21 protein-coding genes and 2 pseudogenes are annotated in these 19,413 nt (G+C 68.5%); 12 read left to right on the forward strand and 11 right to left on the reverse strand.

Going from position 1 to position 19,413, the window contains the following annotated elements; all coding sequences use genetic code 11:
- Positions 1–128: 128 nt before the first annotated feature.
- Positions 129–317, reverse strand: coding sequence for a hypothetical protein (locus tag BM048_RS06480; protein WP_139224338.1), 189 nt, complete (start codon positions 315–317; stop codon positions 129–131).
- On the opposite strand from BM048_RS06480, the gene BM048_RS06485 reads away from it, so the two are divergent.
- Positions 307–1,188 (forward strand): class I SAM-dependent methyltransferase, encoded by an 882-nt coding sequence (locus tag BM048_RS06485; protein WP_090031629.1) that lies wholly within the window; start codon positions 307–309, stop codon positions 1,186–1,188. The two genes, BM048_RS06480 and BM048_RS06485, sit on opposite strands and share 11 nt — an antisense overlap.
- Positions 1,189–1,245: 57 nt before the next feature.
- Here the strand turns inward: BM048_RS06485 and BM048_RS19120 are convergent, their stop codons facing one another.
- The 4 genes from BM048_RS19120 to BM048_RS06505 all read right to left on the reverse strand — a co-directional run bounded on the left by BM048_RS19120 (position 1,246) and on the right by BM048_RS06505 (position 3,197).
- On the reverse strand, positions 1,246–1,830 hold the full coding sequence (locus BM048_RS19120; protein ID WP_090031630.1) for a DivIVA domain-containing protein: 585 nt from the start codon (positions 1,828–1,830) through the stop codon (positions 1,246–1,248).
- Positions 1,831–2,005: 175 nt separating this feature from the next.
- The gene (locus BM048_RS06495) at positions 2,006–2,209 is read right to left on the reverse strand and encodes a hypothetical protein (protein WP_090031632.1); all 204 of its coding nucleotides are present in this window, start codon (positions 2,207–2,209) and stop codon (positions 2,006–2,008) included.
- A gap of 62 nt (positions 2,210–2,271) precedes the next feature.
- Positions 2,272–2,667: a hypothetical protein gene (locus BM048_RS06500; protein ID WP_090031633.1), complete on the reverse strand. Its 396-nt coding sequence runs from the start codon at positions 2,665–2,667 to the stop codon at positions 2,272–2,274.
- Between the two features lie 83 nt (positions 2,668–2,750).
- A complete protein-coding gene (locus tag BM048_RS06505) occupies positions 2,751–3,197 on the reverse strand; it encodes a MarR family winged helix-turn-helix transcriptional regulator (RefSeq protein ID WP_090031635.1) in 447 nt (148 codons plus the stop codon).
- 74 nt (positions 3,198–3,271) lie between these two features.
- On the opposite strand from BM048_RS06505, the gene BM048_RS06510 reads away from it, so the two are divergent.
- On the forward strand, positions 3,272–3,643 hold the full coding sequence (locus BM048_RS06510; protein ID WP_090031636.1) for a VOC family protein: 372 nt from the start codon (positions 3,272–3,274) through the stop codon (positions 3,641–3,643).
- Between the two features lie 41 nt (positions 3,644–3,684).
- On the opposite strand, the gene BM048_RS06515 is transcribed toward BM048_RS06510, so the two are convergent.
- Positions 3,685–4,116 (reverse strand): VOC family protein, encoded by a 432-nt coding sequence (locus tag BM048_RS06515; RefSeq protein ID WP_090031638.1) that lies wholly within the window; start codon positions 4,114–4,116, stop codon positions 3,685–3,687.
- Positions 4,117–4,217: 101 nt separating this feature from the next.
- Here BM048_RS06515 and BM048_RS06520 point away from each other — a divergent pair, with 101 nt between their 5' ends.
- Positions 4,218–5,216 (forward strand): helix-turn-helix transcriptional regulator, encoded by a 999-nt coding sequence (locus BM048_RS06520; protein WP_090031640.1) that lies wholly within the window; start codon positions 4,218–4,220, stop codon positions 5,214–5,216.
- A 295-nt stretch (positions 5,217–5,511) separates the two neighbouring features.
- On the opposite strand, the gene BM048_RS06530 is transcribed toward BM048_RS06520, so the two are convergent.
- The gene (locus BM048_RS06530) at positions 5,512–6,321 is read right to left on the reverse strand and encodes a hypothetical protein (RefSeq protein ID WP_090031643.1); all 810 of its coding nucleotides are present in this window, start codon (positions 6,319–6,321) and stop codon (positions 5,512–5,514) included.
- Positions 6,322–6,656: 335 nt separating this feature from the next.
- Positions 6,657–8,246, reverse strand: coding sequence for an alpha/beta hydrolase domain-containing protein (locus BM048_RS06535; protein WP_139224339.1), 1,590 nt, complete (start codon positions 8,244–8,246; stop codon positions 6,657–6,659).
- Here BM048_RS06535 and BM048_RS18925 point away from each other — a divergent pair.
- The 5 genes from BM048_RS18925 (at position 8,245) to BM048_RS06550 (ending at position 14,016) form a co-directional block, all read left to right on the forward strand.
- Positions 8,245–8,736 (forward strand): LacI family DNA-binding transcriptional regulator, encoded by a 492-nt coding sequence (locus BM048_RS18925; protein WP_275407346.1) that lies wholly within the window; start codon positions 8,245–8,247, stop codon positions 8,734–8,736. The genes BM048_RS06535 and BM048_RS18925 overlap by 2 nt on opposite strands.
- Before the next feature lie 28 nt (positions 8,737–8,764).
- The gene (locus BM048_RS18680) at positions 8,765–9,151 is read left to right on the forward strand and encodes a type 1 periplasmic-binding domain-containing protein (RefSeq protein ID WP_239078882.1); all 387 of its coding nucleotides are present in this window, start codon (positions 8,765–8,767) and stop codon (positions 9,149–9,151) included.
- Between the two features lie 99 nt (positions 9,152–9,250).
- A complete protein-coding gene (locus BM048_RS18685) occupies positions 9,251–9,484 on the forward strand; it encodes a substrate-binding domain-containing protein (RefSeq protein WP_239078883.1) in 234 nt (77 codons plus the stop codon).
- 730 nt (positions 9,485–10,214) lie between these two features.
- Positions 10,215–12,008, forward strand: coding sequence for an ATP-binding protein (locus BM048_RS06545; RefSeq protein ID WP_175499346.1), 1,794 nt, complete (start codon positions 10,215–10,217; stop codon positions 12,006–12,008).
- Positions 12,009–12,492: 484 nt separating this feature from the next.
- Positions 12,493–14,016 carry an Eco57I restriction-modification methylase domain-containing protein gene (locus BM048_RS06550; RefSeq protein WP_090031647.1) on the forward strand — a complete coding sequence of 508 codons (1,524 nt, stop codon included), beginning with the start codon at positions 12,493–12,495 and terminating at the stop codon, positions 14,014–14,016.
- A gap of 85 nt (positions 14,017–14,101) precedes the next feature.
- Here BM048_RS06550 and BM048_RS06555 read toward each other — a convergent pair whose 3' ends face one another.
- Together BM048_RS06555 and BM048_RS06560 are read right to left on the reverse strand one after the other, a co-directional pair.
- A complete protein-coding gene (locus BM048_RS06555) occupies positions 14,102–15,085 on the reverse strand; it encodes a nucleotidyltransferase family protein (RefSeq protein WP_090031649.1) in 984 nt (327 codons plus the stop codon).
- Positions 15,082–16,200 carry a GmrSD restriction endonuclease domain-containing protein gene (locus BM048_RS06560; RefSeq protein ID WP_175499348.1) on the reverse strand — a complete coding sequence of 373 codons (1,119 nt, stop codon included), beginning with the start codon at positions 16,198–16,200 and terminating at the stop codon, positions 15,082–15,084. Before BM048_RS06560 ends, BM048_RS06555 begins: the two co-directional genes overlap by 4 nt.
- 533 nt (positions 16,201–16,733) lie before the next feature.
- Here BM048_RS06560 and BM048_RS19125 point away from each other — a divergent pair.
- The 3 genes and pseudogenes from BM048_RS19125 to BM048_RS19130 form a co-directional block, all read left to right on the forward strand.
- A pseudogene (locus BM048_RS19125) lies at positions 16,734–17,114 on the forward strand (relaxase domain-containing protein); the annotation flags it as partial.
- A complete protein-coding gene (locus BM048_RS18690; RefSeq protein ID WP_275407345.1) occupies positions 17,114–17,938 on the forward strand; it encodes a relaxase domain-containing protein in 825 nt (274 codons plus the stop codon). The pseudogene BM048_RS19125 and the gene BM048_RS18690, both read left to right, overlap by 1 nt.
- A gap of 57 nt (positions 17,939–17,995) precedes the next feature.
- The gene (locus tag BM048_RS19130; protein WP_090031655.1) at positions 17,996–18,916 is read left to right on the forward strand and encodes an AAA family ATPase; all 921 of its coding nucleotides are present in this window, start codon (positions 17,996–17,998) and stop codon (positions 18,914–18,916) included.
- Here BM048_RS19130 and BM048_RS06580 read toward each other — a convergent pair.
- A pseudogene (locus tag BM048_RS06580) lies at positions 18,804–19,160 on the reverse strand (DDE-type integrase/transposase/recombinase); the annotation flags it as partial. The gene BM048_RS19130 and the pseudogene BM048_RS06580 sit on opposite strands and share 113 nt — an antisense overlap.
- Positions 19,161–19,218: 58 nt before the next feature.
- Here BM048_RS06580 and BM048_RS06585 point away from each other — a divergent pair.
- Positions 19,219–19,413: transposase (locus BM048_RS06585; protein ID WP_090031657.1), on the forward strand; the 195-nt coding region annotated here is incomplete at its 3' end.

The raw sequence follows: 19,413 nt of genomic DNA on the forward strand, positions 1-19,413 counted from the left end.
TCGACGCTGCCCCCACCGGCGAGGCTAACCAGCCGTGACACGAACGGGTGACCCGGACGAGGGTGAAACCGACATCTCACCCGCCCCGGGACGAGGCGGCACCGTCGGGCGAAGCGATCAGCGGGCCTTCACGACCGTCGCAGCTCGAAGGCCATGAGCACCGCGGCGCTGGTCCGCTCGAGGGCGTGCGTCACCCTCAGCCGCCGCAGCCACGTCACGGCCCCGATGGCTACCGGCGCGAGCACCCCGCGGAGCAGCGGCACGGCCGGCACCGGGGACGGCGGCAGCGCGGGCAGGATGTCCGCCATGAGCGACACGGCTCCCGACTACCTCGACGTCAACCGCACCAACTGGGACGCCCGCGCCCGGGTCCACGTCCGCGGCTACGGCATCGACCGGCTGCTGGGCGACCCGACGGCGGTGTCGGACGTCGTCACCTTCGACCTCCCGCGCCTCGGGGACGTGGCCGGCCTGGACGGCGTGCACCTGCAGTGCCACCTCGGCACCGACACGCTCAGCCTCGCCCGCCTCGGCGCACGCATGACCGGGGTTGACCTGTCCGGCGGCTCGCTCGACGAGGCACGCGCGCTCGCCCGTCGCGCCGGCGCCGACATCGCCTACGTGCAGTCCGACGTCTACGCGGCGCCCGAGGCGTTGGGCGGGCGGCAGTTCGACCTCGTCTACACCGGCATCGGCGCGCTGTGCTGGTTGCCGAGCATCGAGCGCTGGGCCCGGACCGTGGCCGCTCTGCTGCGGCCGGCGGGCCGGCTCTTCATCCGCGACGGCCACCCCGTCCTCCTGTCGAGCGTGGGTCTGACCGTGGGCGACGAGCACCCCGACCGCGCCCAGCAGCCGTGGATCAGCGGCCCGGGCACGCCGACGCCCGCGCTCGAGCTGCCCTACTTCGAGCAGACGGAGCCCCTCGTCTGGTCCGACGAGCACAGCTACGCCGGCACCGACCACGTCGAGCAGCCGCGGTCGATGGAGTGGAACCACGGGCTGGGCGAGATCGTGACCGCCGTCCTCGGCGCGGGCCTGGAGCTGACGTCGCTCGTCGAGCACGACAGCGCGCCGTGGGACGCCCTCCCCGGCCTCATGACCCTCGACGAGGCGTCGGGCGAGTACCGCCTCCGTGACCGCCCCGAGCGCCTCCCGGCCACCTTCACGCTGACCGCCCGGCGTCGCTGAGCCGCGCAGACCGGGCAGCGACCTGTCGACGCGGACCCCGAGCCGGCGCGTCCGTGGCTACGGCGCCGTCGGTGCCGATGGGTGCAGGGCCTGCGCAGCTCGCTCGACCAGGCCGTCGACGGTGGTCCGGTCGAGGCCCGGCGCCCACCACGGCGTCACGGTGAACCGCGTGCCGGCAGCCGCGAGCTCGTCGGCGGTCGGCGAGGGCCGGAACCCGCGCGTCTGCGACTCCAGGGCGAAGGCGGCCTTCTCCAGCAGGTCGGTCACCTCGTCGGGCGCGTAGCCCGGGCGCATACGTCGGGGCCGCAGCCGCGCGAGCTCCACCCGCAGCTGCGCCGCGACGAGGGGCGCCGGGGCCTCCTCATCGGACACGTGGCCGTCGACGACCCGCAGGGCCGCGACGACCCGGTCGAGGAAGTCGTCGACCTCGTCCTGGTCGTATCCCTCGCGGAACTTCGTCGCCTGGAACTTCGCGCTCAGCACCTCGTCGGCGGTCAGGTCCGGCACCCCGCCGGCGGCGACCACGTCCAGCGCGGCGGCGGCACGGTCCAGGAGCTCGTCGACCTCGTCCTGGTCGTAGCCCTCGCGGAACTTCGTCGCGGCGAAACGGGCGGCGCGGACACCGGCGGCGTCGATGGTCATGGGAGTCCTCTCGTCGGCGCCTCCCGGCGCCCGTGACCCGGAGATCGGGCCCGTCCCGTACTCGGGCGAGGGTCCGTCGGGAGGCAGGGGCCGTCACCATGCTCGACCGCCGGCACCGTGCCTGGCCAGAGTCCTGGGGCTCGTTCACCGCATCGGCTCAGCGGCGGGCTCGTGCTCAGCCGCCCCCGACGCCGTCGACCGCCCCGCGCCGCGGCCTCTGCACGCCGCCCCTGATCACCACGTCGGCGACGACGACGTCCCCCACCGGCTCGGCGAGCGGCTCCGCTCGCCGCAACCAGCCCGACGACGCCGGCGCCGACGGGACGCCCTGCAGGGCGCGGTCCTCGAGCCCGGTGCGCAGGGCCGCCTCGAGCACCACGACCGCCGGGGACGCGAGCCAGCGCAGGGCCGTGCTGTGACGTCGACGGGACCCGCGCGACGTCAGCCCGCGGTACCGGCGTCGCAGAGCTGGACCACCCGGTCGTGCAGCGTCTCGGCTGCTCCCGGGTCCGGCGCGGCGTCCTGGCCGGCGGCGTCCTCCCACGCGCGGGTCTCCTCGGCCAGAGCCGCGGCGAGGTCGGTGTGCTGGTCGTCGTCGGCCGCCGCTCGTGCCGCGAGGTCCGCGGCGGTGCGCACCTGCTCCGCGCGGGCGGCCAGCACCTCCTCGTCGAGCGCGGGCACGCCGTCCCAGGAGTCGTCGGCCGCGAGCGCACAGGCTTCCGCGACCTTGTCCGCGGTGGGGATGTCCCGCACGCACCCGGTCATCAGCGGCAGCGCCGCGATCGCGACGACGGCGAGGGCGAGGGGCCGGGGCAGACGGCGGCTGATCGAGGGCACGCGGCGAGTGTGCCCGCCCGGTGGTGCCCACCGACCTCGGGCAGCGCCTCCTCGCCGAGCGTTCACCCGACGTTCTCCCCCTGTCAGGACGGGCGTCCCGCGAGCGCCGTCGCCAGCCCGACGAGGTCGTCGTGCAAGCGCCGCCGTCCCGTGGGCGTCAGGTCGGCGACCATGGCGCCCTCGACCGCGGCGACCGCGGCGCTGGCCTCGGCGAGCAGCCGGGCACCCTCCTCGGTCAGCCGGATCGGCAGGGCGCGCCCCTCAGCCGCGGTGGCGGCCCGTTCGAGCAGCCCGCGCTCGACGAGACCCGCCAGCAGGGTCTGCATCGACTGGCGGGTGAGGAACGTGCCGCGGGCCAGGTCCGAGGCCGACAGGCCGGGCCGTTGCCCGAGCAGCTCGAGGCAGGAGTACTGCGACACCGACAGGTCGAGCGGGCGCAGGGCCGCGTCCATCGCGGCACGCAGGGCGGCGGCCGCCTGCTTGAGGGCGTACCCGATCGACGTGTCGAGCTGCACGCGGGGTTGCGACATGTCAGGAGTCTGACATACCGGCACGATGTCAGTTTTCTGACACACATCACGCCCCGATCGACAGGGAGACCGCCATGCCCACCGTCACCGGACCCGACTTCCTCGCCCTGCAGGTGCGCGACGTCGAGGCGTCGGCCGCCTTCTACGAGCAGCACCTGGGCCTGCGCCGCGCTCCCGTCAGCCCGCCGCACGCGGTCGTGTTCGCCACGTCGCCGATCGCCTTCGCCGTGCGCCACCCGCTGCCGGGGGTCGACCTCGACGCCGGTCCGCGCCCCGGCCTCGGCGTGGCGCTGTGGCTGCAGGCCGACGACGCGCAGGGCCTGCACGACGCGCTCGTCGCCGCGGGCGTCGAGGTCCTCGCCCCGGCGGTCGACGGACCCTTCGGGCGGACCTTCACGTTCGCCGATCCCGACGGCTACGCGGTCACCGTCCACGACCGCGCCTGACCCGCCGGGCCGCGCCCCTCCTCGCGGCCCGGCAGGGTGGGTCACGCGCCGAACGGCGCCACGACGTCCAGCACCCACGTGATGCCGAAGCGGTCGGTGACCATGCCGTAGAGCGGGGCGTACCCGGCCGGCGCGAGCGGGGTCCGCACGGTGCCGCCGTCGGCCAGCCCGGCGAAGAGGCGGGTGACCTCCTCGGGGTCGTCGCCCCGCACGGAGACGAAGACGGGGTCCTGGCCGCGGTCGAACCCGCGGCCCGGCGGCACGTCGTAGGCCATGACCGCGAAGCCCGAGGGCGCGGTCACCTGGCCCCACTTGAGCTCCTCGGGCACAGCGCCGTCGGCGGCGTCGGTCTCGTCGCCCGCCTGGGCGAAGGTGAACGCGAGCACCTCGCCCCCGACGACGGCCGCGTAGTGGTCCAGCGCCGCGCGGGCCTGGCCGCGGAAGTTCAGGTGCGTGGTGGTGGTGACGCTCATGGAGTCCTCCTCTGCCACCGGCGGTCTGTCCGCCGGTGCAGCACCACATTCGTCGCCGTTGCGGACAGGTTCTGTCCTCCAGGGGCGGCAGGATCGGACCCGTGAGCGGAACACCCGGACGGCTGCTGGCCCTGCTGTCGCTGCTGCAGGCGCGGCGCGACTGGCCCGGCGCCGTGCTGGCCGAGCGCCTCGAGGTCTCCGCCCGCACGGTCCGCCGGGACGTGGACCGCCTCCGCGAGCTCGGGTACCCCGTACGGGCGACCACGGGACCGGACGGCGGCTACCGGCTGGAGGCCGGCGCGCACGTGCCGCCGCTCCTGTTCAACGACGAGCAGGCCGTCGCCCTGGCGGTCGCGCTGCAGAGGGTGACGGTCGGCGGCGCGGACACCTCCGACGCCGCCGTCCGGGCGCTCGCCACGGTGCGCCAGGTGCTCCCGGCCCGGCTGCGGGCGCAGGTCGACGCCGTGCACGTCACCGCGATGACCCCGCCGGGCGGCGCGGGCGCCGCCGTGGACCCGGCCGTGCTGCTCGCGGTCGCGGCCGCCGCCCGGGACCGTCAGGTCCTGCGCTTCGGCTACGGCACCTCCCCGGTCGACGAGGATCCCGACGTCCGCGAGCCGCGACCTCCTCGTCGGGTGGAGCCGCACCACGTGCTCGCCCGTGCCGGGCGCCTCTACCTGCTGTGCTGGGACCTCGACGCCGACGCCTGGCGGACGTTCCGGCTCGACCGGATGCGCCCGCGCGTCCCGGTCGGCCCGCGCTTCGTCCCGCGGCCGGTGCCTGGCGGCGACCCGGCGGCCTTCGTCGCGGCGTCGTTCCGCGGCGCCGACGAGCCCGGTCGCGACGGCGGCTGGCCGTGCCGGGGCGAGGTGGTCCTGCACGCACCGGCGGCGGCCGTGGCGCCCTTCGTCGAGGACGGGGTCGTCGAGCCGCTGGACGACGACCGGTGCCGGCTGCTCGTCGGGTCCTGGTCCTGGCCCGCGCTGGCGGCGTCGCTGCTGCGGTACGACGTCGACGTGGAGGTGCTAGCCCCGCCCGAGCTGGCAGGCGCCTTCGCGGACCTGGCCGGCCGCTGCGCCCGAGCGGCGAAGCTGGCGTAAGCGACCGGTCCTCGGCTGGCCCTCATCGTCGGGCGGCCCGTGCTCCCGCGTCCGACGGCGGCGGCCCGCCCGACCGCAGCGCGCGGACCTTCGCGCTCACGACCGACCACACGACGAGCCCGACCAGCGCACCGGCGATCGGCCACGCCTCGAAGACCCACCGGGGTGCGGCGCCTATGCCGGCGCTGAGCTGAAGACCCCGCACGGTACCGACGGCCCTGCGCGCCCTCTGAGGGAGCGCGGGGCCGTCGGTCGCCGATGGCAACGGTCAAGCGACGAGGACGTCCGGTGCGACCTACTTGTGGGTCTTGCCGTTCGAGGCGAAGTAGCTCACGCAATCGCCCTGGTTGATGAACATGTCCGCGGGGAAGTTGGTCGCCCAACCGCCCTTGGTGCAATCGGCCTTCGAGAACACACGCGGCGCGAAGTCGTAGGTGGTGCCGTTCACCTCGAGCGTGTCGACGGCCGTGACCAGCCCGGGGTTGTACGAGCCGAGGTTGAGCCCGAGGCTGCCCTTGAAGCCCTTCGCCGTCTCGGGGGTCAGCGGGGCGTTGCCGATGATCGCCTTCACCTGGTTCCAGGTGCAGCCCGCGGACGCTCCGCACCCGCCCGCGCCGGTGTTGATCCACCACGTGCCGCTGCCACCGGCAATGGCGTCCCACGTCTGCCAGGTGTTGGTCCGCACGGCGTCGTTGCCCTTGTCGAGGTACGGCTCGTACACCAGGTAGGTGTCGCCCGAGGCGTTGCCGTCGGTGTCCACCACCAGGTTCAGCGCCACGCTCCCCGCGACGAAGCCGGTGCTGGAGCCGTCGCGCCACGTGGTGTAGCTCAGCGACGTGATGTCGTTGAGCGTCCTGCCGTCGTAGATGCTGGTGAAGGTCTGCACCTTCGCGGCGTTGGTCTCGTCGGTGACCATCTGCAGGGCGGAGCGACCGCCTACCGTGGTGAACGCCCTCGTCCCGCCCAGGCGGGTGTCCGCGCTGTGCCAGTCGACGCCGAGGTTGGTCTCGTTGACGACCACGGTGCCGGCGGCGACCGCAGGTCCGGCGACCAGCGTCACGGCGAGCGCGCCGACGAGGGAAAGGATGGACAGACGCTTGCGCATGTGGGCCCCCGGGAATCGTTCGTCAGGCCGGGAACCGATCGCTCGCGCCTCGACAGTTAGGTACTCGCCGGGTCTCCGTCGACCTTGCGCTGCTGCGCACCCCCACCGTCTCACGGGCCGCACAGGCAGCGCCAGCAATTCCTCATCATTCGCTGATTCTGTCAAAAAGGGAGGGCTCGGACCGCGGCCTCGGGGAACGACGAGATCGCAGGCGTCACCGACGGCACCGTCCGGCTGACGATGACGAAGGAGCGCCTGGTGGGCTGATGCAGCAGCGTGCGCACGAAGGGGGCCGGCGCATCGCCGGCCCCCTTATGCACCCGAGGTGGCGCTGATCAGCGACGGATCTCCACCCGCGTCGCCTGCTTCGTCAGCCACCGGGCGTCGTCCTTCGTCAGCCACTGGTCCTTCACCAGCTCGGTGATGCTGGCCCGGACCTCGCTGATGTAGCCGCCCCTGGTGCCGTACAGGTCGCGCAGCTGCGCAGCGCTGAACTTCACCTCGTACCCGGCGATCCGGCAGAACGAGGCCCCCGTCGCGGTGCCGAACCACGTGCTCGTCGGCACGTCGAGGTACGGCGAGCGCAGCCCGCCCTGGACGTTGCCGAACTCGTCGAGCACCGGCGCGCCGTCGCGCACGAGGATCGGCTCGGCCCGGGGCGGCGCGATCCCCTCGCGCACCCACAGGTCGAGGTTGCGCAGCGCGGCGTCGAAGAAGATCGCGCTGGGGAAGCGGCTGCGCTCGCCCTCGGTGCACCGCAGCGGCGGGACGGGCTGGCCGGCGGCCAGGATGTCGTCCGGCTCGGCGGAGTAGTACAGCTCGTCGGGCGTCGCGTGCCCGGCGCCGGCCATCTCGTAGTGGCGGTACCGGTCGCCCGGCTCGTCGCTGTCGGCCCGACGAGACCCGATGCCCGCCAGGTAGTCCGACTGGGACATCATGCGGATCACCGGCACGCCGACGTCCGCGATCTGCCGCCGCGGGTCGGTCGGCGCGGGCGCCGGCTCGCACTGGTTGAGCGGGTAGGCGCCGGCGAAGGCACCGCCGGCCACCGCGACGAGGTAGGCGTCGTACACCGGCGCACCGTCGGTCGCGACGACCCGCGGGTGGATGGCGTTGATGTAGTCGACGAGGTAGCCGCCGGTCTGCGAGTAGCCGAAGCCGTAGGCGTGCTCGACCTGGCTCGTCGTCGAGCGGTAGCGCAACGGGTTGCTCGGGTCGTCGCTCTTCAGCCACGTGCCGACCTGGCTGTAGATGTCCCACGCGAGGCCGCGCTCGGTGGTGCGCGTGTCCGGGGCGACGACGGCGCAGTTCGCGGGGTCGTCGAGCGGGAGCGGGTTGGCGAAGGACAGCGCGGCGTACCGCTGCGGGTCGAACTTCTGGAGCGCCTCGACCGAGACGGGCTTGGCCGTGATGCCGACCCAGGCGTCGCCGTTGGCGACCATCTGCCGGTGCGCCACCGCCCAGCCGATGTTGAGGTCGAACAGGTTGGAGGGGTTCAGCATCTCGACGACGACGTTGCCGCTGAAGTGCTGGCCCTTCGCGGGACGCCGGACCAGCGCGCGCGTGGTGTACGGCGCGTCGGGGGTGCGCACCTGCGCCGGCCCCTCGGTCGGCCACGTGTAGACGTTGGCCGTGCCGCTGACGAGGAACTCCTCCTCGACGTACCCGTCGCGGGACAGGTCCTGCGGGACGAGCTGGTGGTCGGCGGCGCCGAACGGGTACGACGTCGCCGTGCGCGGCAGCAGGCTCACCTGCGGCACGGGCGTCGCACCGGTGCCGTCCGCGACCGCCGCGGCCGCAGCCAGGACGGGTGCGACCGCCGGCGTCGGGCGCGCCGCCGCGGCGGGCAGCGCGACCAGGCCCAGGCCTGCCAGCGCGACCGGCAGCACCGTCGCCGCACCGATCAGGCGGGTGGATCTCCTCATGCGTTCCTCCTCGACCGACCGCCTCGTCGGCCTCTCCGCAGGCGCGGACGCCTGCCCCGGCCCGCGCCCACAGGACGGGCACCCGGCGGACCGGGCGGAGCACTGCTCGGACACAGCGCACGACGAGCCGAGGCTCAGGCTGCGCAGGCGGCGACACGGCCGGCAACCCGACTGCACGAACGTGCGACCGGAGGACTGCGGAGGCCGGCCGGCCGAGCACCAACTAGCTTCGCAACGAGGACACGCTGTGGCCGGACGGGCGGCAGACGGGCGGTCGACGCTCGCCGACGTCGCGGGAGCGGCGAGGGTGTCGACGGCGACAATGTCGAAAACCCTTTATGAGCGCCAGGACGTGGCAGCCAGCATGCGGGAGCGTGTCCTGGCCGCGGTAGCGTCCCTGGGCTACCGCTCCTCGACGCAGCCGAGCCCGGAGTCGGCGCGGCGGGCGGTGGCCGTCGTCTTCGACATCCCGGCCTCGCCATTATCCTGACGTCTTCCAGGGCCTGCTCGCCGCCGCCATGGAGGCGGGCCTGGACCTCATCACGCGCCTGGCACCGGACAAGCAGGGTCGTCGGCAGCGCACCACCGCGCACGCATGGGTGTCCGACCAGGCCGACTCCGGCGTCATCGGCATCGTCGGCCTGACGCTGTCAGCGCCGGACGCGCTGCTCGACGCCGCCGCTGACGCCGACCTGCCGTTCGTCATGATCGACCCCGTCGACACGCACCACCGCCGCATGGTCAGCGTGTGCTTGAGCAACTGGGCCGGCGCCCGCGCCGCCACCGACCACCTCATCGGCCTGGGCCACCGCCGCCTCGGCTGGATCGGCGGCCCCGAGGCCTCCATCGCCGCCCGTGACCGCCTCTACGGCTACCGAGCGGCTCTCTACGCCGCGCATCTTTAGGCGGACGCGTCGCTCATGCGCACGGGCTCTTTCGACGTCGCCTCCGGCGGACTCTACGGCCGCGACCTCCTGGCCCTCCCCGAGCCTCCGACCGCCATCATGGCCGCCGACGACGAGATCGCTGTCGGCGGCCTGGCGGCCGCCCGCACCTTTGGCGTCCCCGTTTCGGAGCGCCTCCGCGTGGTCCGCTTCGACGACACCCCGCAGGCACCGTGGATCACCCCACTCCACACCACCGTCCACCAGCACCTCGACGGAACGGGCCGCATGGCCGCGCAGACGGTCGTCGCCATGTCCAGCGACACCGCCCCGCCTCCCGCCACGTCGACCTAGCGACGTCCCTCACTCTGCGCGACACCAACGCTCCCCCACCACCCCGAGGCCCCTCGCGCGCGCAGCAACAACGACGACACCCGCTTTAGGAGTTCGACCCGAGGAAGTAGCCAGCGCGCTGATCAGCAGGAAACACATGCTGTGAGGCCTCTGATGCACCGATTCCGCGCCCGCTGCTAACCACTCGCTGACCACGCCTGGTCAGCCGACACCGGGCGCTCGATCTCTCGAGGCCGAGCGCCACCCGGGTACACCTCGGGATGCGCGCGGCAAGTGCAGGCACGCGCCCCTCCTCATACCACCTCTTGATCTTTGGGCGCCGGCCGGTGGACGCTTCAGAGGGCAAGGGCGGCTCAACACCTCTGTGCCAGAGCGCATTTCCGCATCAAGGCGCCACACGCAAACCGCGCTTCCTGTCGGGGGTTGCTCTCACGTTGGCAGCCTGAGCCACGCGCTCTGAGCGGAGCACATAAGTGCGAGGGACTTCCGGAGCAACGCGGCCAAGGGCATTGCGATGCGGCGCCAGGTGCCGTAGCGGCGGACCATGGCCGCGGCGCAGAGTCAGTGGCGACACCGCCCTCGCGGCGATCGTGAGACAGCGCGCGCCGCAAGGGCTCGCCCCGTCGATGACCACGCGCCGCACCCCGGCCTGTCGGGACAGAGATTCGCCCAACCTCACGACACTTCGCGGCATACTGCTCCCTGGACACGCACACTGACGGGGGCCACGATGACCGATCTTCTCCTGCTCATGACCAGGGTCACCAACGCGATCTCATTGGGCGAAGGACACTTCCGGGAGTTCAAGTCTGCCTTCAATCAGACGCCGGGGGACCACCGGCCGCGCAAGGTAACGGACATATGCACGGATATCGCCAGGACATTGGTCGCTTTCGCCAATGCTGACGGCGGCGACTTGCTTGTGGGCGTGGAGGATGACGGAAGGATTACGGGAGTTCCCCACACCGCTGAGCAAGTGCAGGCGCTCCTCAATGCACCGATTACCCATGTCATGAATGGCGAGCACCTAGGTCTGCAGCATAAGTCCTTGATACAAATCGGGTCAGAACACGTACTTCTATTCAGCGTATCGAAGGGCTCCGGCCGCATCTTCCAGACCATAGACGGTCGCACGGTCAAGCGTGACGGGCTTCAGACGGTCCCGATACATGCCGAGACGTTGCTCTTCGAGCAGCGCGAGCGGGCGTCGAGAACATTCGACTCGGAGTTCGTAGACGGAGCCGAGGTATCAAGCCTTGACCTCGATCTCTTGCGCGGCATGGCCGCGCGCTACATCCCCGGGATGACCCCGGAGTTGTACCTTCAGCAACTCGGCTTGGCCGAGTACGCTGCGGGCGGCCTACGTCTTCGGCGAGCAGCGCTCCTGTTGTTCGCGCGCGACATTCTCGAATGGCACCCGCGGTCCCAGGTGCGGATACTCAGAGTGATGGGTCACGAACTAAAGCAGGGCGTCGACTATAACGTACTTTCCCAAGAGACGGTCACCGGCAATCTCCTAACGCTGCAAGCGTCAGCCTGGGAGGCCCTGCGCCCGTTCCTGAGCCAATCAGCCACGCTCGGGTCGGACGCCCGATTCCAGCAACGTTACCTTTATCCTGAATTGGCCTGTCGCGAGGCATTGATCAACGCCATCACGCACCGTGATTACACCATTCACAACAGCGTTGATGTATTCGTCTACGACGATCGGATGGAGATCAGCAGTCCGGGCCGTCTACTGTCGACAGTTCGCGTGGAAGACCTAACGCGACTCAACGGCGTACACGAATCCAGGAACTCTCTCGTGGCGAAATGTCTGCGCGAGGCTGGCTACGTGCAGGAACTTGGCGAAGGAATGCGTCGCATCTTCCGACTTATGGAGGAAAACGCTCTCCGACAGCCCGAACTGACGAACGCGGCAACAACCTTCTCCGTAACGCTGTTTCACCGGTCTGTATTCACTGAGCAGCAGTCTGCATGGCTGCGGCTTTTCGACGAATGGCATCTTTCGCAGTTGCAGCAGCGTATTGTTGTCGCCGGAATCGGGGGGCATGAACTGTCCCCAGAGGACATCTACGAGGCGATCAATACTCACGATCGCGATACCTACGATCGCGAGGTCACATTCCTGCGACGCAATGGTCTCCTCCTCGAGACTTTGCGCGCAGACCAGGCTACTTCGAGGGCGCGCGCAACCGGAAAAAGCAAAGGCGGCATCAAGCGATTTGTCATCGCGAACCCGCTTACCACACCTCCCTCAGGGAGGATCGTCATCCACCACATTCCCCGCGACATCACCGAGAAGGATCTCGAGAACTCCCTCGGTCGGCATGGCAAAGTCGTATACGTGCAATTGTCGAAACGAGCCGGACGAACGGCCCGAGGTATCGCAATCATGAGCGATCCGCGTGTGGTCGATCGACTACTCGCCAGTGGAGGCGTGATCAGCGTGCGCGAGCACCGCTTAACCGTTCAGCGACCCGCCCAATACGTCGCCGAGGACGCGTCGCCTAACGGTTCCTAATCCTAGAGCGTGGCGACGTGGAAGGGACCCGACGAGTAAACGATGACGCCGGAGAACGGTGCTTCTCCGGGAATGTGACACGCAGGCGCCGGGTCAAATATGACCCACTCCAACGATCCTTCTGTCGGCCGGGACAAAAAGCGTTGGCGCCGTCGCACGGACAGGCAGGACTGCGTTACGTCGGCGTTGCTGTCGACGTGGACGCCCTGCACCGCCGATCCGTGATGGACCGCGGGAGCGCGGCGTATGTCCCGTGCATGGTGACCGTCGGCCATCACACACCGCCGCCGACGGGCACCCTCGCCGCCTACTGCCGCCCCGCAGGCGCTCGGCGGAGTATCCGCGGCGGCAGCCACAACACCCCGAAGCGCTGCTGGCGGTCACAGGCAAGCCTCACCTCCGCGATCTGGTCGCACACGCTGGCGCCGAGCGCGACGCAAGCGCTGTGCCGGGCGCGTTCAGTGAAGCAACTATCGTGAGACCCATGATGACAGCCCTCCTCGAGCGTGCCGAAGGCCGACGCATTGAGGCCTCGACGGTCTTGGAGTCAGCGGCTCGGGCTGAGCTGGGACAGTTCTTCACGCCCGCCTCTGCGGCCGCTCTAATCGCGAGAACCGCCCGAGTAACCGATGACGCGCATACTTTGCGCATTCTGGATCCAGGATCCGGATCCGGGATGTTGACGACAGCCCTAGTTGCGCGCGTGCTCGCGGAGACCAGCCGAACGCTCCACATCGTCGCCGTGGAACGCGACCCCATCCTAATTCCATTTCTCAACGCAACCCTGGAAGACTGCACAATCGCTTCGAACGGTCGCATGACGTACCAAGTTATTGAAGGTGACTACATCGAACTAGCGACCGGCACCACGGATTCTCGGCTTCTCAACTTCGACGTGGTTATTCAGAATCCGCCTTACCGGAAACTCGCGTCATCTTCCGCTCATCGGCGCCTGCTCCGCGACGCGGGCGTCGACGCACCGAATCTTTACGCTGCCTTCTTGGCTCTCGGCACACAGGCCCTGAAGCCGGGAGGACAACTAGTAGCCATCACGCCCAGGTCATTCGCAAACGGCCCTCATTTTGGGGCGTTTCGCCACTACCTGCTGGACCAGGTATCCTTTGATCGCGTACACATATTCGAGTCCCGGGCCAAAGTGTTTGCAGACACCGGAGTGCTCCAGGACAACATCATCTTCTCGGCCACTAAGGGCGGCGCGCACGACAGCATTGTGCTGTCCGTCAGTTCGGACCACGAGAACAATGTCGTGTGCCGAACAGCCGCATACTCGGCAGTCGTCCATGTGAACGACCCCCATCGCTTCATCCGTCTGGCGACGACCGATGCCGATGACGAGTTATCGGAGCGTTTCTTGTCGCTCCCGGCTACGCTCGACAACCTAACGCTGGAAGCATCCACGGGCCGTGTCGTTGATTTCAGGTCGCGGGCGTCGATTCGTGAAACCCCGCAACCCACCTCTGCGCCGCTGATCTACCCAGGAAACCTCCGCGCGGGTCGCGTCAATTGGCCGCGCACCGACATTCGCAAGCCTCAATGGTTCGAGCCGGAAACCGCTCGTGATAACTCTCTGTTGATGCCTAGTGGATGGTATTGCGTCGTCAAGCGCTTTTCGGCCAAAGAGGAACGGCGCCGCATCGTCGCGGCAGTTTGGTCGCCCACCCAAGCGCCGGGCCCCGTCGCCTTTGAGAACCACCTTAACGTCTTTCACTCCGGGGGCGCCGGCATCGACGAATCGACTGCAAAAGGTCTATGCCTCTGGCTGAACTCCACCTTGGTAGATAGATTCTTCCGTACCTTTTCAGGTCACACGCAGGTCAACGCTACGGATCTTAGGTCCATGCGCTACCCCGACGCGACCACACTTCGGCGCTTGGGCGCCGAAGCACCGAGTTGCTTACCTTCTCAAACGCAGGTGGATAATTTGGTAGAGAGCGCCCTTACATCGTGGGATTTGCGGCGTAGAGCGAGAACGAAAGCGGCCGGATAGTCCCAATCTTCCGCTAAGCGCCAAGCAGAATCATCTCGCACTGTTCAAGGGCGTTAACCCGGAATCGTCATGGCGACAGAACAGTTCAGGTGACGACGACAGCGCCACTGGCCTCGCTAGGGTCGGTACCTAGGGCTGCTAGCGTTTCCGGGTACATGAGGAGTTTCTGTCGTGAAGCGCCTCGGACGCGCTTTCTCAATTTTGCTTCGTGCTCGTGCGCCACGTAGTTCAGGACCGACCGATAAGGAGACCAGTCTAGACTGTGCGCGCCCGCACTCCGCTCCCGCCCTCGCACAAGCAACTCTTTTAGAAGTCGTGCTTTGTCCGTGTCCCCCCCGCTTTCTACAACAGTCAGCAAAACCTGGATCGACTCAGCTAGACGTCGAACATCACGGGGCAAGGCAGTCCCCGACCACTCCTCTGAAAGCACTGCGATGATTAGATTTATCTCGTCGATGGCCGGGTTCTCGGCTGGGAGGACGGCGCTCGCAGCCAGACCTTCTATCGCACCGATCACCACTTCGGCTTGTTCGAGGTTCGCTTTGATTTGGTACGCAACGCGCTCACGTCGCCAATCGCGCTGATCCGACTTGTAGACCAGGTCGTGGGTGGCTACTGTCCACGCGTGTTGCAAGAACGTCTTGACCTGCACCTCAAAGAGAGCTCCGTCCGGAATTGCAGTTCTTTCGCCCTCGGTGCGGGCATACCTAACATACAGTCGTATATCGTCGAACCGGAACTCCTCTGGCTTCTTGGTCGTAATCTGAGACCTCAACGGGCGCCGCTCTTGCAACCTGTATCGTTCTGTGACTACAGCCTCAGCGTCCGCGAGTAGTGCCGAATTCGGGACAACCAGAGTTGCGCCGAATACGTCTTCCACCTCGTCGAGGTTTTTTACTCGTCCTGTTTCGACCTTCAGAGCGAAACTCTCGTCGGCCTTGACACGGCTTTCGTAGTGCCACGCAGCGTGCTTCCGCTTGAGGAGGTCGCGATCTACCTCGCGCTTCAATGCACTCGCTATGGCCGCCTGCCGCTCGAACCGGGTACGAATGGCGGGATCAATCTTCACGGAACGGTCGGCGCCAGCGTCAGGGCCTGGGCCAACGCCTCAAGACGTGCCTGGCGCTGTGGCTCTTCGGTGGTCGCACCCCTTGAAGCCAACTTGTAACGCCGCACCCAGTCGTCATAGGTGTCGGAAGGGTCCGGCATACCGCCCTCTGCGACCTCCCGCGCCGGGTCCACTTCATACTGTCCGACAGCGCGCATGAACCGTCGATACGCATCGCCGAAGGCGGCATGGTCAACAGGCTTTTCCGGCAGCCGAGCTACGTATGCCCAGAGCGTGTAAAAGTGCATGAAAGGCTGCGCAACCTGTGCGACCACGCCGGTCTCGCGATCAAGGTCGGCTAGCCAATCACGAACAGCAAAGAAGTGTCTCCTGAAGTCATCCACGTCGAAGTCGCTCTCATCGGCCTCGACCTCGTCGTACTCGGCGAAGAAGGAATCGATGTCTTCCTGGTCGAAGCCGGACACCCGCCGCCGCATCACCGTCATCGCAAGTTCTGCAAGGTTCTGCACGTCGGTCATACGCTTTTCTTTTGCCGCGGTGTTGATCTTAAATACCGTCCAGATCGGCTGAGCGGCCTCTTCTTCCAGGAAACGAATCATCCAGCCGTCGAAGCGTGCATGGCGCAGTTCCTGCGGCGTCAGTTTCCTGGAGTTCTTGTTGAGCCGTTCGAAGACCTCCTGAACAAACGTTGGCGAGACGTCGTCAACCTCCTCAATAGTCACGCGGTAATTCCACAGCCGCGACTTGGCCTCGTCGTCGGTGAGGTCTCGCCATCGTTTGCCATCAAAGCGCAAGTCACCGAACTCTTTCGGCAAGTACACCTTGTTTGCCAGGAACATCAAGACCGTGCTTATGCGCTGTTTGCCGTCTACCACGTGGTACATCGACTCGCCGGTGGCGAAGTCGATGGTCTTGTGCAGGAAGACGGCTGGCGATGGATAGTTCTTGAAAATCGTGTCCATGAAGTAGCGACGGTCGCGCGGTGTCCAAACGCTCCTGCGCTGGTATGGGGGGTCAAGGTCAAGTTGCCCGCGCCGATGTTGCTCCAAAAGCCAACTCAGGTCCTGAGTCAGGACAATTCGATTGACAGTTGCGTACGGTGACTCGATTGACACTTGCCCTCGATTCCGGGTGGCAATCCGCGCCTCAGCACGCGGCTACCCTCCGACGCTATCAGCGGGACCAGTGGCGGAGCCACGCCGCCGTCAGCCGGGAGAGCGCCGCTTGGAGCCTGTGCCTTGATGCCGGGAGAGACGACTCGCAAAGGGAGAGGGAAGCCGCCGCGGCTGTCAGCCTCCCGCGCGGCAGCCCGCTTGCTCATGCATGCGCCCCGCTTCGCACGAAGTGCAAGCGGAGGCCAGAAGCCGTCATCGGCCCAATGGGCCAGCAGGGGGCCCGGGGCTTCGGCGACGGTCGTCGAACGCCGAGTCGTCGTCATGGCACGGGACACCCGGTGGTCGGTGGACTCGGCCCGGGAGCGATGACGGGTTCGCGTCGGACCGTCGGGGTGCGAGCAACAGCGCCTGCCCCCTGAGCCAACGACAGCACCGCAGAGGTTGTCGGCCGACTTGCCTATGTGCCACGAAGACCAGGCGGGGCGGTCCAGGCGGCGGCTCCCGGGTGGCAGCGCGCCGTGATGTGGACGCACATGTCGACGGCTGGGGTCGGGTACACGTACCTGACCCAGCATTTCGCTGCGGGCGATACCGACCTCGAGCCTGGGCAAACGCTGAAACAGTCCTACCATCAGACAGGCAGCCCCGCTGGCCGGTGGCAGGGTGCCGGCTTCGTTGGGCTGGGCGTCGGCGCGGTCGAGCAGCTCGTGCTCGGGGCACACGTCAGCGAACGGGCGATGACCGCGTTCTTCCGAGACGGTAACGGCTCCGTCACCGGGGCGCCTCTCGGGCGGCCGTACAACCGCTACGGGCCGCCAGTGCAGGGCGGCGATGATGGTCGCGGTGCGCAGCGCCGGCCTGCTGTCGTCGGTTACGACCTTGAGCTCACCGTGCCGAAGTCTGTCTCGGTCTTGTGGGCCGCGCCGACGACCGGACCCGATCCACCGCCTACGCCGCACATCGGGCGGCTCTCGGCCCGCCTTGGCGTCGTCGAAAGGTGCGTCATCCGCACCCGGGTCGGGGAGGCGGGCGACGGCAGGTCACCACACTAAGCATGATTGCAGCCGCGTTCGACCACTGGGATATCCGCGCAATCGATCCGAATGTGTACAAGCACGCCGTCGTCGCGGACAAGGTGCAGGGTCCGGACGGGATCTGGCGGTCGGTGGATCGCAAGACGGTCCACGCGGCGACCATTATCGTCTCTGAGCTGTGCGATTCCGTGCTCGCCGACGAGGTCGCCCGCCGACTCCCGGTCCGATGCTCGCATCGCGACCGCGGCCCTCGACGGAATCCCGTGTTCGAGATCGACGACATCGACGACGCCGTCCTGGCGCACTTCTCGGTTTGCTCGGAGCAGATCCGCTGCGCCGAGCAGGATTGGGCCGCCAAGTTCGTCGCGGACCACGGTCGGGAGCCGACGCGAGTCGAAACGACGAAGGCTCGCCAGTACCTCGCGCGGACCATCCGGCCACCGAAGACTGTCCGGCCCCTGGCCGAGCTGCTGACCGAGTGGGCCAACCACGCCCGCGCGCTCACCGGCGCCGCCAGGACCTCGCGGCCAGGGCCTACAAGGGCGGTACGGGCGCGCGCTGCACTTCACGACATCGGGCCCGATGTGCGGGCGATGATGAAAGACCAGCTGCTGGCCGAGGTCTCGGCCAAGCGGTCGGTGTGGACCACGTGGAACCCCGCCACCGAGGCCCTGCGCGCCTCCAAGCCTTTGCGCATGGCATAGCCCGCCGAGCGACGCGCGCTCCTTGACACGCTCGTCACCGAAGCGGCTCAGGCCTGCATGCACCCGGACGACACCCGGGACCCGGACGCCCGCGGGGTCGGCGAGAACGTGTGCACCTCCACCAAGCTGCTCGCCGCGGAACGTGCGCTCATCGTCAGCACCGAGACGGACGCCGCATGTTCGGCTGGGCAGTCATGCTCGACCGATCGGTCCGCCGGCTGCCGCTTCACTTCGTCGAGCTCGCCCTCGAATCAGGTCGCCGCAGTCGAGGCGATCGTGGGCTCCGCCCGTGTGGTTGACGCGCTGCTGGGGCCGGCCGGCTCGGGCAAGACCACCACTCTGCGCGCGCTCACGGACTTCTGGCAGGGCACCGTCGGCCCGGTGGTGCGCCGGGCGCCGTCCGCCACCGCCGTCCACACCCTGTCCCAGAGCGTCGGGATCGGGTGCGAGACCACCGCCAAGACCGCGCGCGTGGCGCAACCCGCGCCACCCCTCCGGGGCCACCGTGGCTCCGGAGGACAGCCGTCACACCGAAGGAGAACCATAATGACCATGCCCACGCGGCCGGAACCCGCAACCGTCACCCCCGCCCGCCAGTATTGTCGCACCAAGGACGCGGCCGCGGTGCTCGGCGTGCCCGTCCGCACGCTGTGCCACCTGGCCGACACCAGCCAGATCCTGTCGATGCCTCGGCATGGTTGTGCTGCTTCCGGGTTCGTGGGTGGACCAGAATCCGGCCCTACCGCGCCGACACGGATGTCCGTCGCCCGTCGCCGGCCGCCTACCGCCGACCGGCACGATCACGTGGCGGGCGAAGGTCTTCTTCGAGCACCGCGTCATCGCGGGCCCGTGCCGAACTCGGCGCGAGGGTGCGGTGGAATCGTTCGATCTTTCCCGTGGTGGTCGGCGACCTCGGCTTGGTCAGCAGGGGCTCGATGCCGTTGCGCCGGCAGATCGCGTCGAACAGCACCTCCGTAGGCGGGTGGTTGAACCGGCCCGTGGAGACCTTGCCGTGGTCGGTCAGCACCTGCTGGGGGCATCCGTACCTGGTCAACGCCGCGCTGAACGCGTCGCAGACCTTCTGGGTGCGTTCGGCGCTCATCAGGGCCGCGCACCCGCAGAACCGCGAGTGGTCGTCGACACCGGTCAAGCATTTCTCGCTGGTGCCGTCGACCAGGCCGACGCAGCCCACGACGTCCATCTGCCACAGCGGGACTGCTGCAGGTTCGGTTGACACCTGACCTGTGGGGACGTGTGTCCCCGCTGGAAGGATGTGTCCCGTGCCCGCACCCTACCCCCAGGAGTTCCGCGACGACGCGGTCGCCCTCGCCCGTAAGGGCGAGGCCCCGATCTCGACGATCGCCAAGGACCTCGGCATCTCCGAGTCGTGCCTGCGCAACTGGATGAAGGCCGCCGACGTCGAGGCCGGCACCCGGCAGGGCGTCACCGCCAAGGAGTCCGAGCAGCTGCGTGAG

It is taken from the genome of Cellulomonas marina (assembly GCF_900111925.1).
Lineage (GTDB): Bacteria > Actinomycetota > Actinomycetes > Actinomycetales > Cellulomonadaceae > Cellulomonas > Cellulomonas marina.

Bases quoted from the DNA above. Each gene is read 5' to 3' on its own strand.
- BM048_RS06485 (WP_090031629.1), top strand. From the start codon at position 307: ATGAGCGACACGGCTCCCGACTACCTCGACGTCAACCGCACCAACTGG.
- BM048_RS19120 (WP_090031630.1), bottom strand. From the start codon at position 1,830: ATGACCATCGACGCCGCCGGTGTCCGCGCCGCCCGTTTCGCCGCGACG.
- BM048_RS06505 (WP_090031635.1), bottom strand. From the start codon at position 3,197: ATGTCGCAACCCCGCGTGCAGCTCGACACGTCGATCGGGTACGCCCTC.
- BM048_RS06510 (WP_090031636.1), top strand. From the start codon at position 3,272: ATGCCCACCGTCACCGGACCCGACTTCCTCGCCCTGCAGGTGCGCGAC.
- BM048_RS06515 (WP_090031638.1), bottom strand. From the start codon at position 4,116: ATGAGCGTCACCACCACCACGCACCTGAACTTCCGCGGCCAGGCCCGC.
- BM048_RS06530 (WP_090031643.1), bottom strand. From the start codon at position 6,321: ATGCGCAAGCGTCTGTCCATCCTTTCCCTCGTCGGCGCGCTCGCCGTG.
- BM048_RS18925 (WP_275407346.1), top strand. From the start codon at position 8,245: ATGCGTTCCTCCTCGACCGACCGCCTCGTCGGCCTCTCCGCAGGCGCG.
- BM048_RS06535 (WP_139224339.1), bottom strand. From the start codon at position 8,246: ATGAGGAGATCCACCCGCCTGATCGGTGCGGCGACGGTGCTGCCGGTC.
- BM048_RS18680 (WP_239078882.1), top strand. From the start codon at position 8,765: ATGGAGGCGGGCCTGGACCTCATCACGCGCCTGGCACCGGACAAGCAG.
- BM048_RS18685 (WP_239078883.1), top strand. From the start codon at position 9,251: ATGGCCGCCGACGACGAGATCGCTGTCGGCGGCCTGGCGGCCGCCCGC.
- BM048_RS06545 (WP_175499346.1), top strand. From the start codon at position 10,215: ATGACCGATCTTCTCCTGCTCATGACCAGGGTCACCAACGCGATCTCA.
- BM048_RS06550 (WP_090031647.1), top strand. From the start codon at position 12,493: ATGATGACAGCCCTCCTCGAGCGTGCCGAAGGCCGACGCATTGAGGCC.
- BM048_RS19130 (WP_090031655.1), top strand. From the start codon at position 17,996: ATGCACCCGGACGACACCCGGGACCCGGACGCCCGCGGGGTCGGCGAG.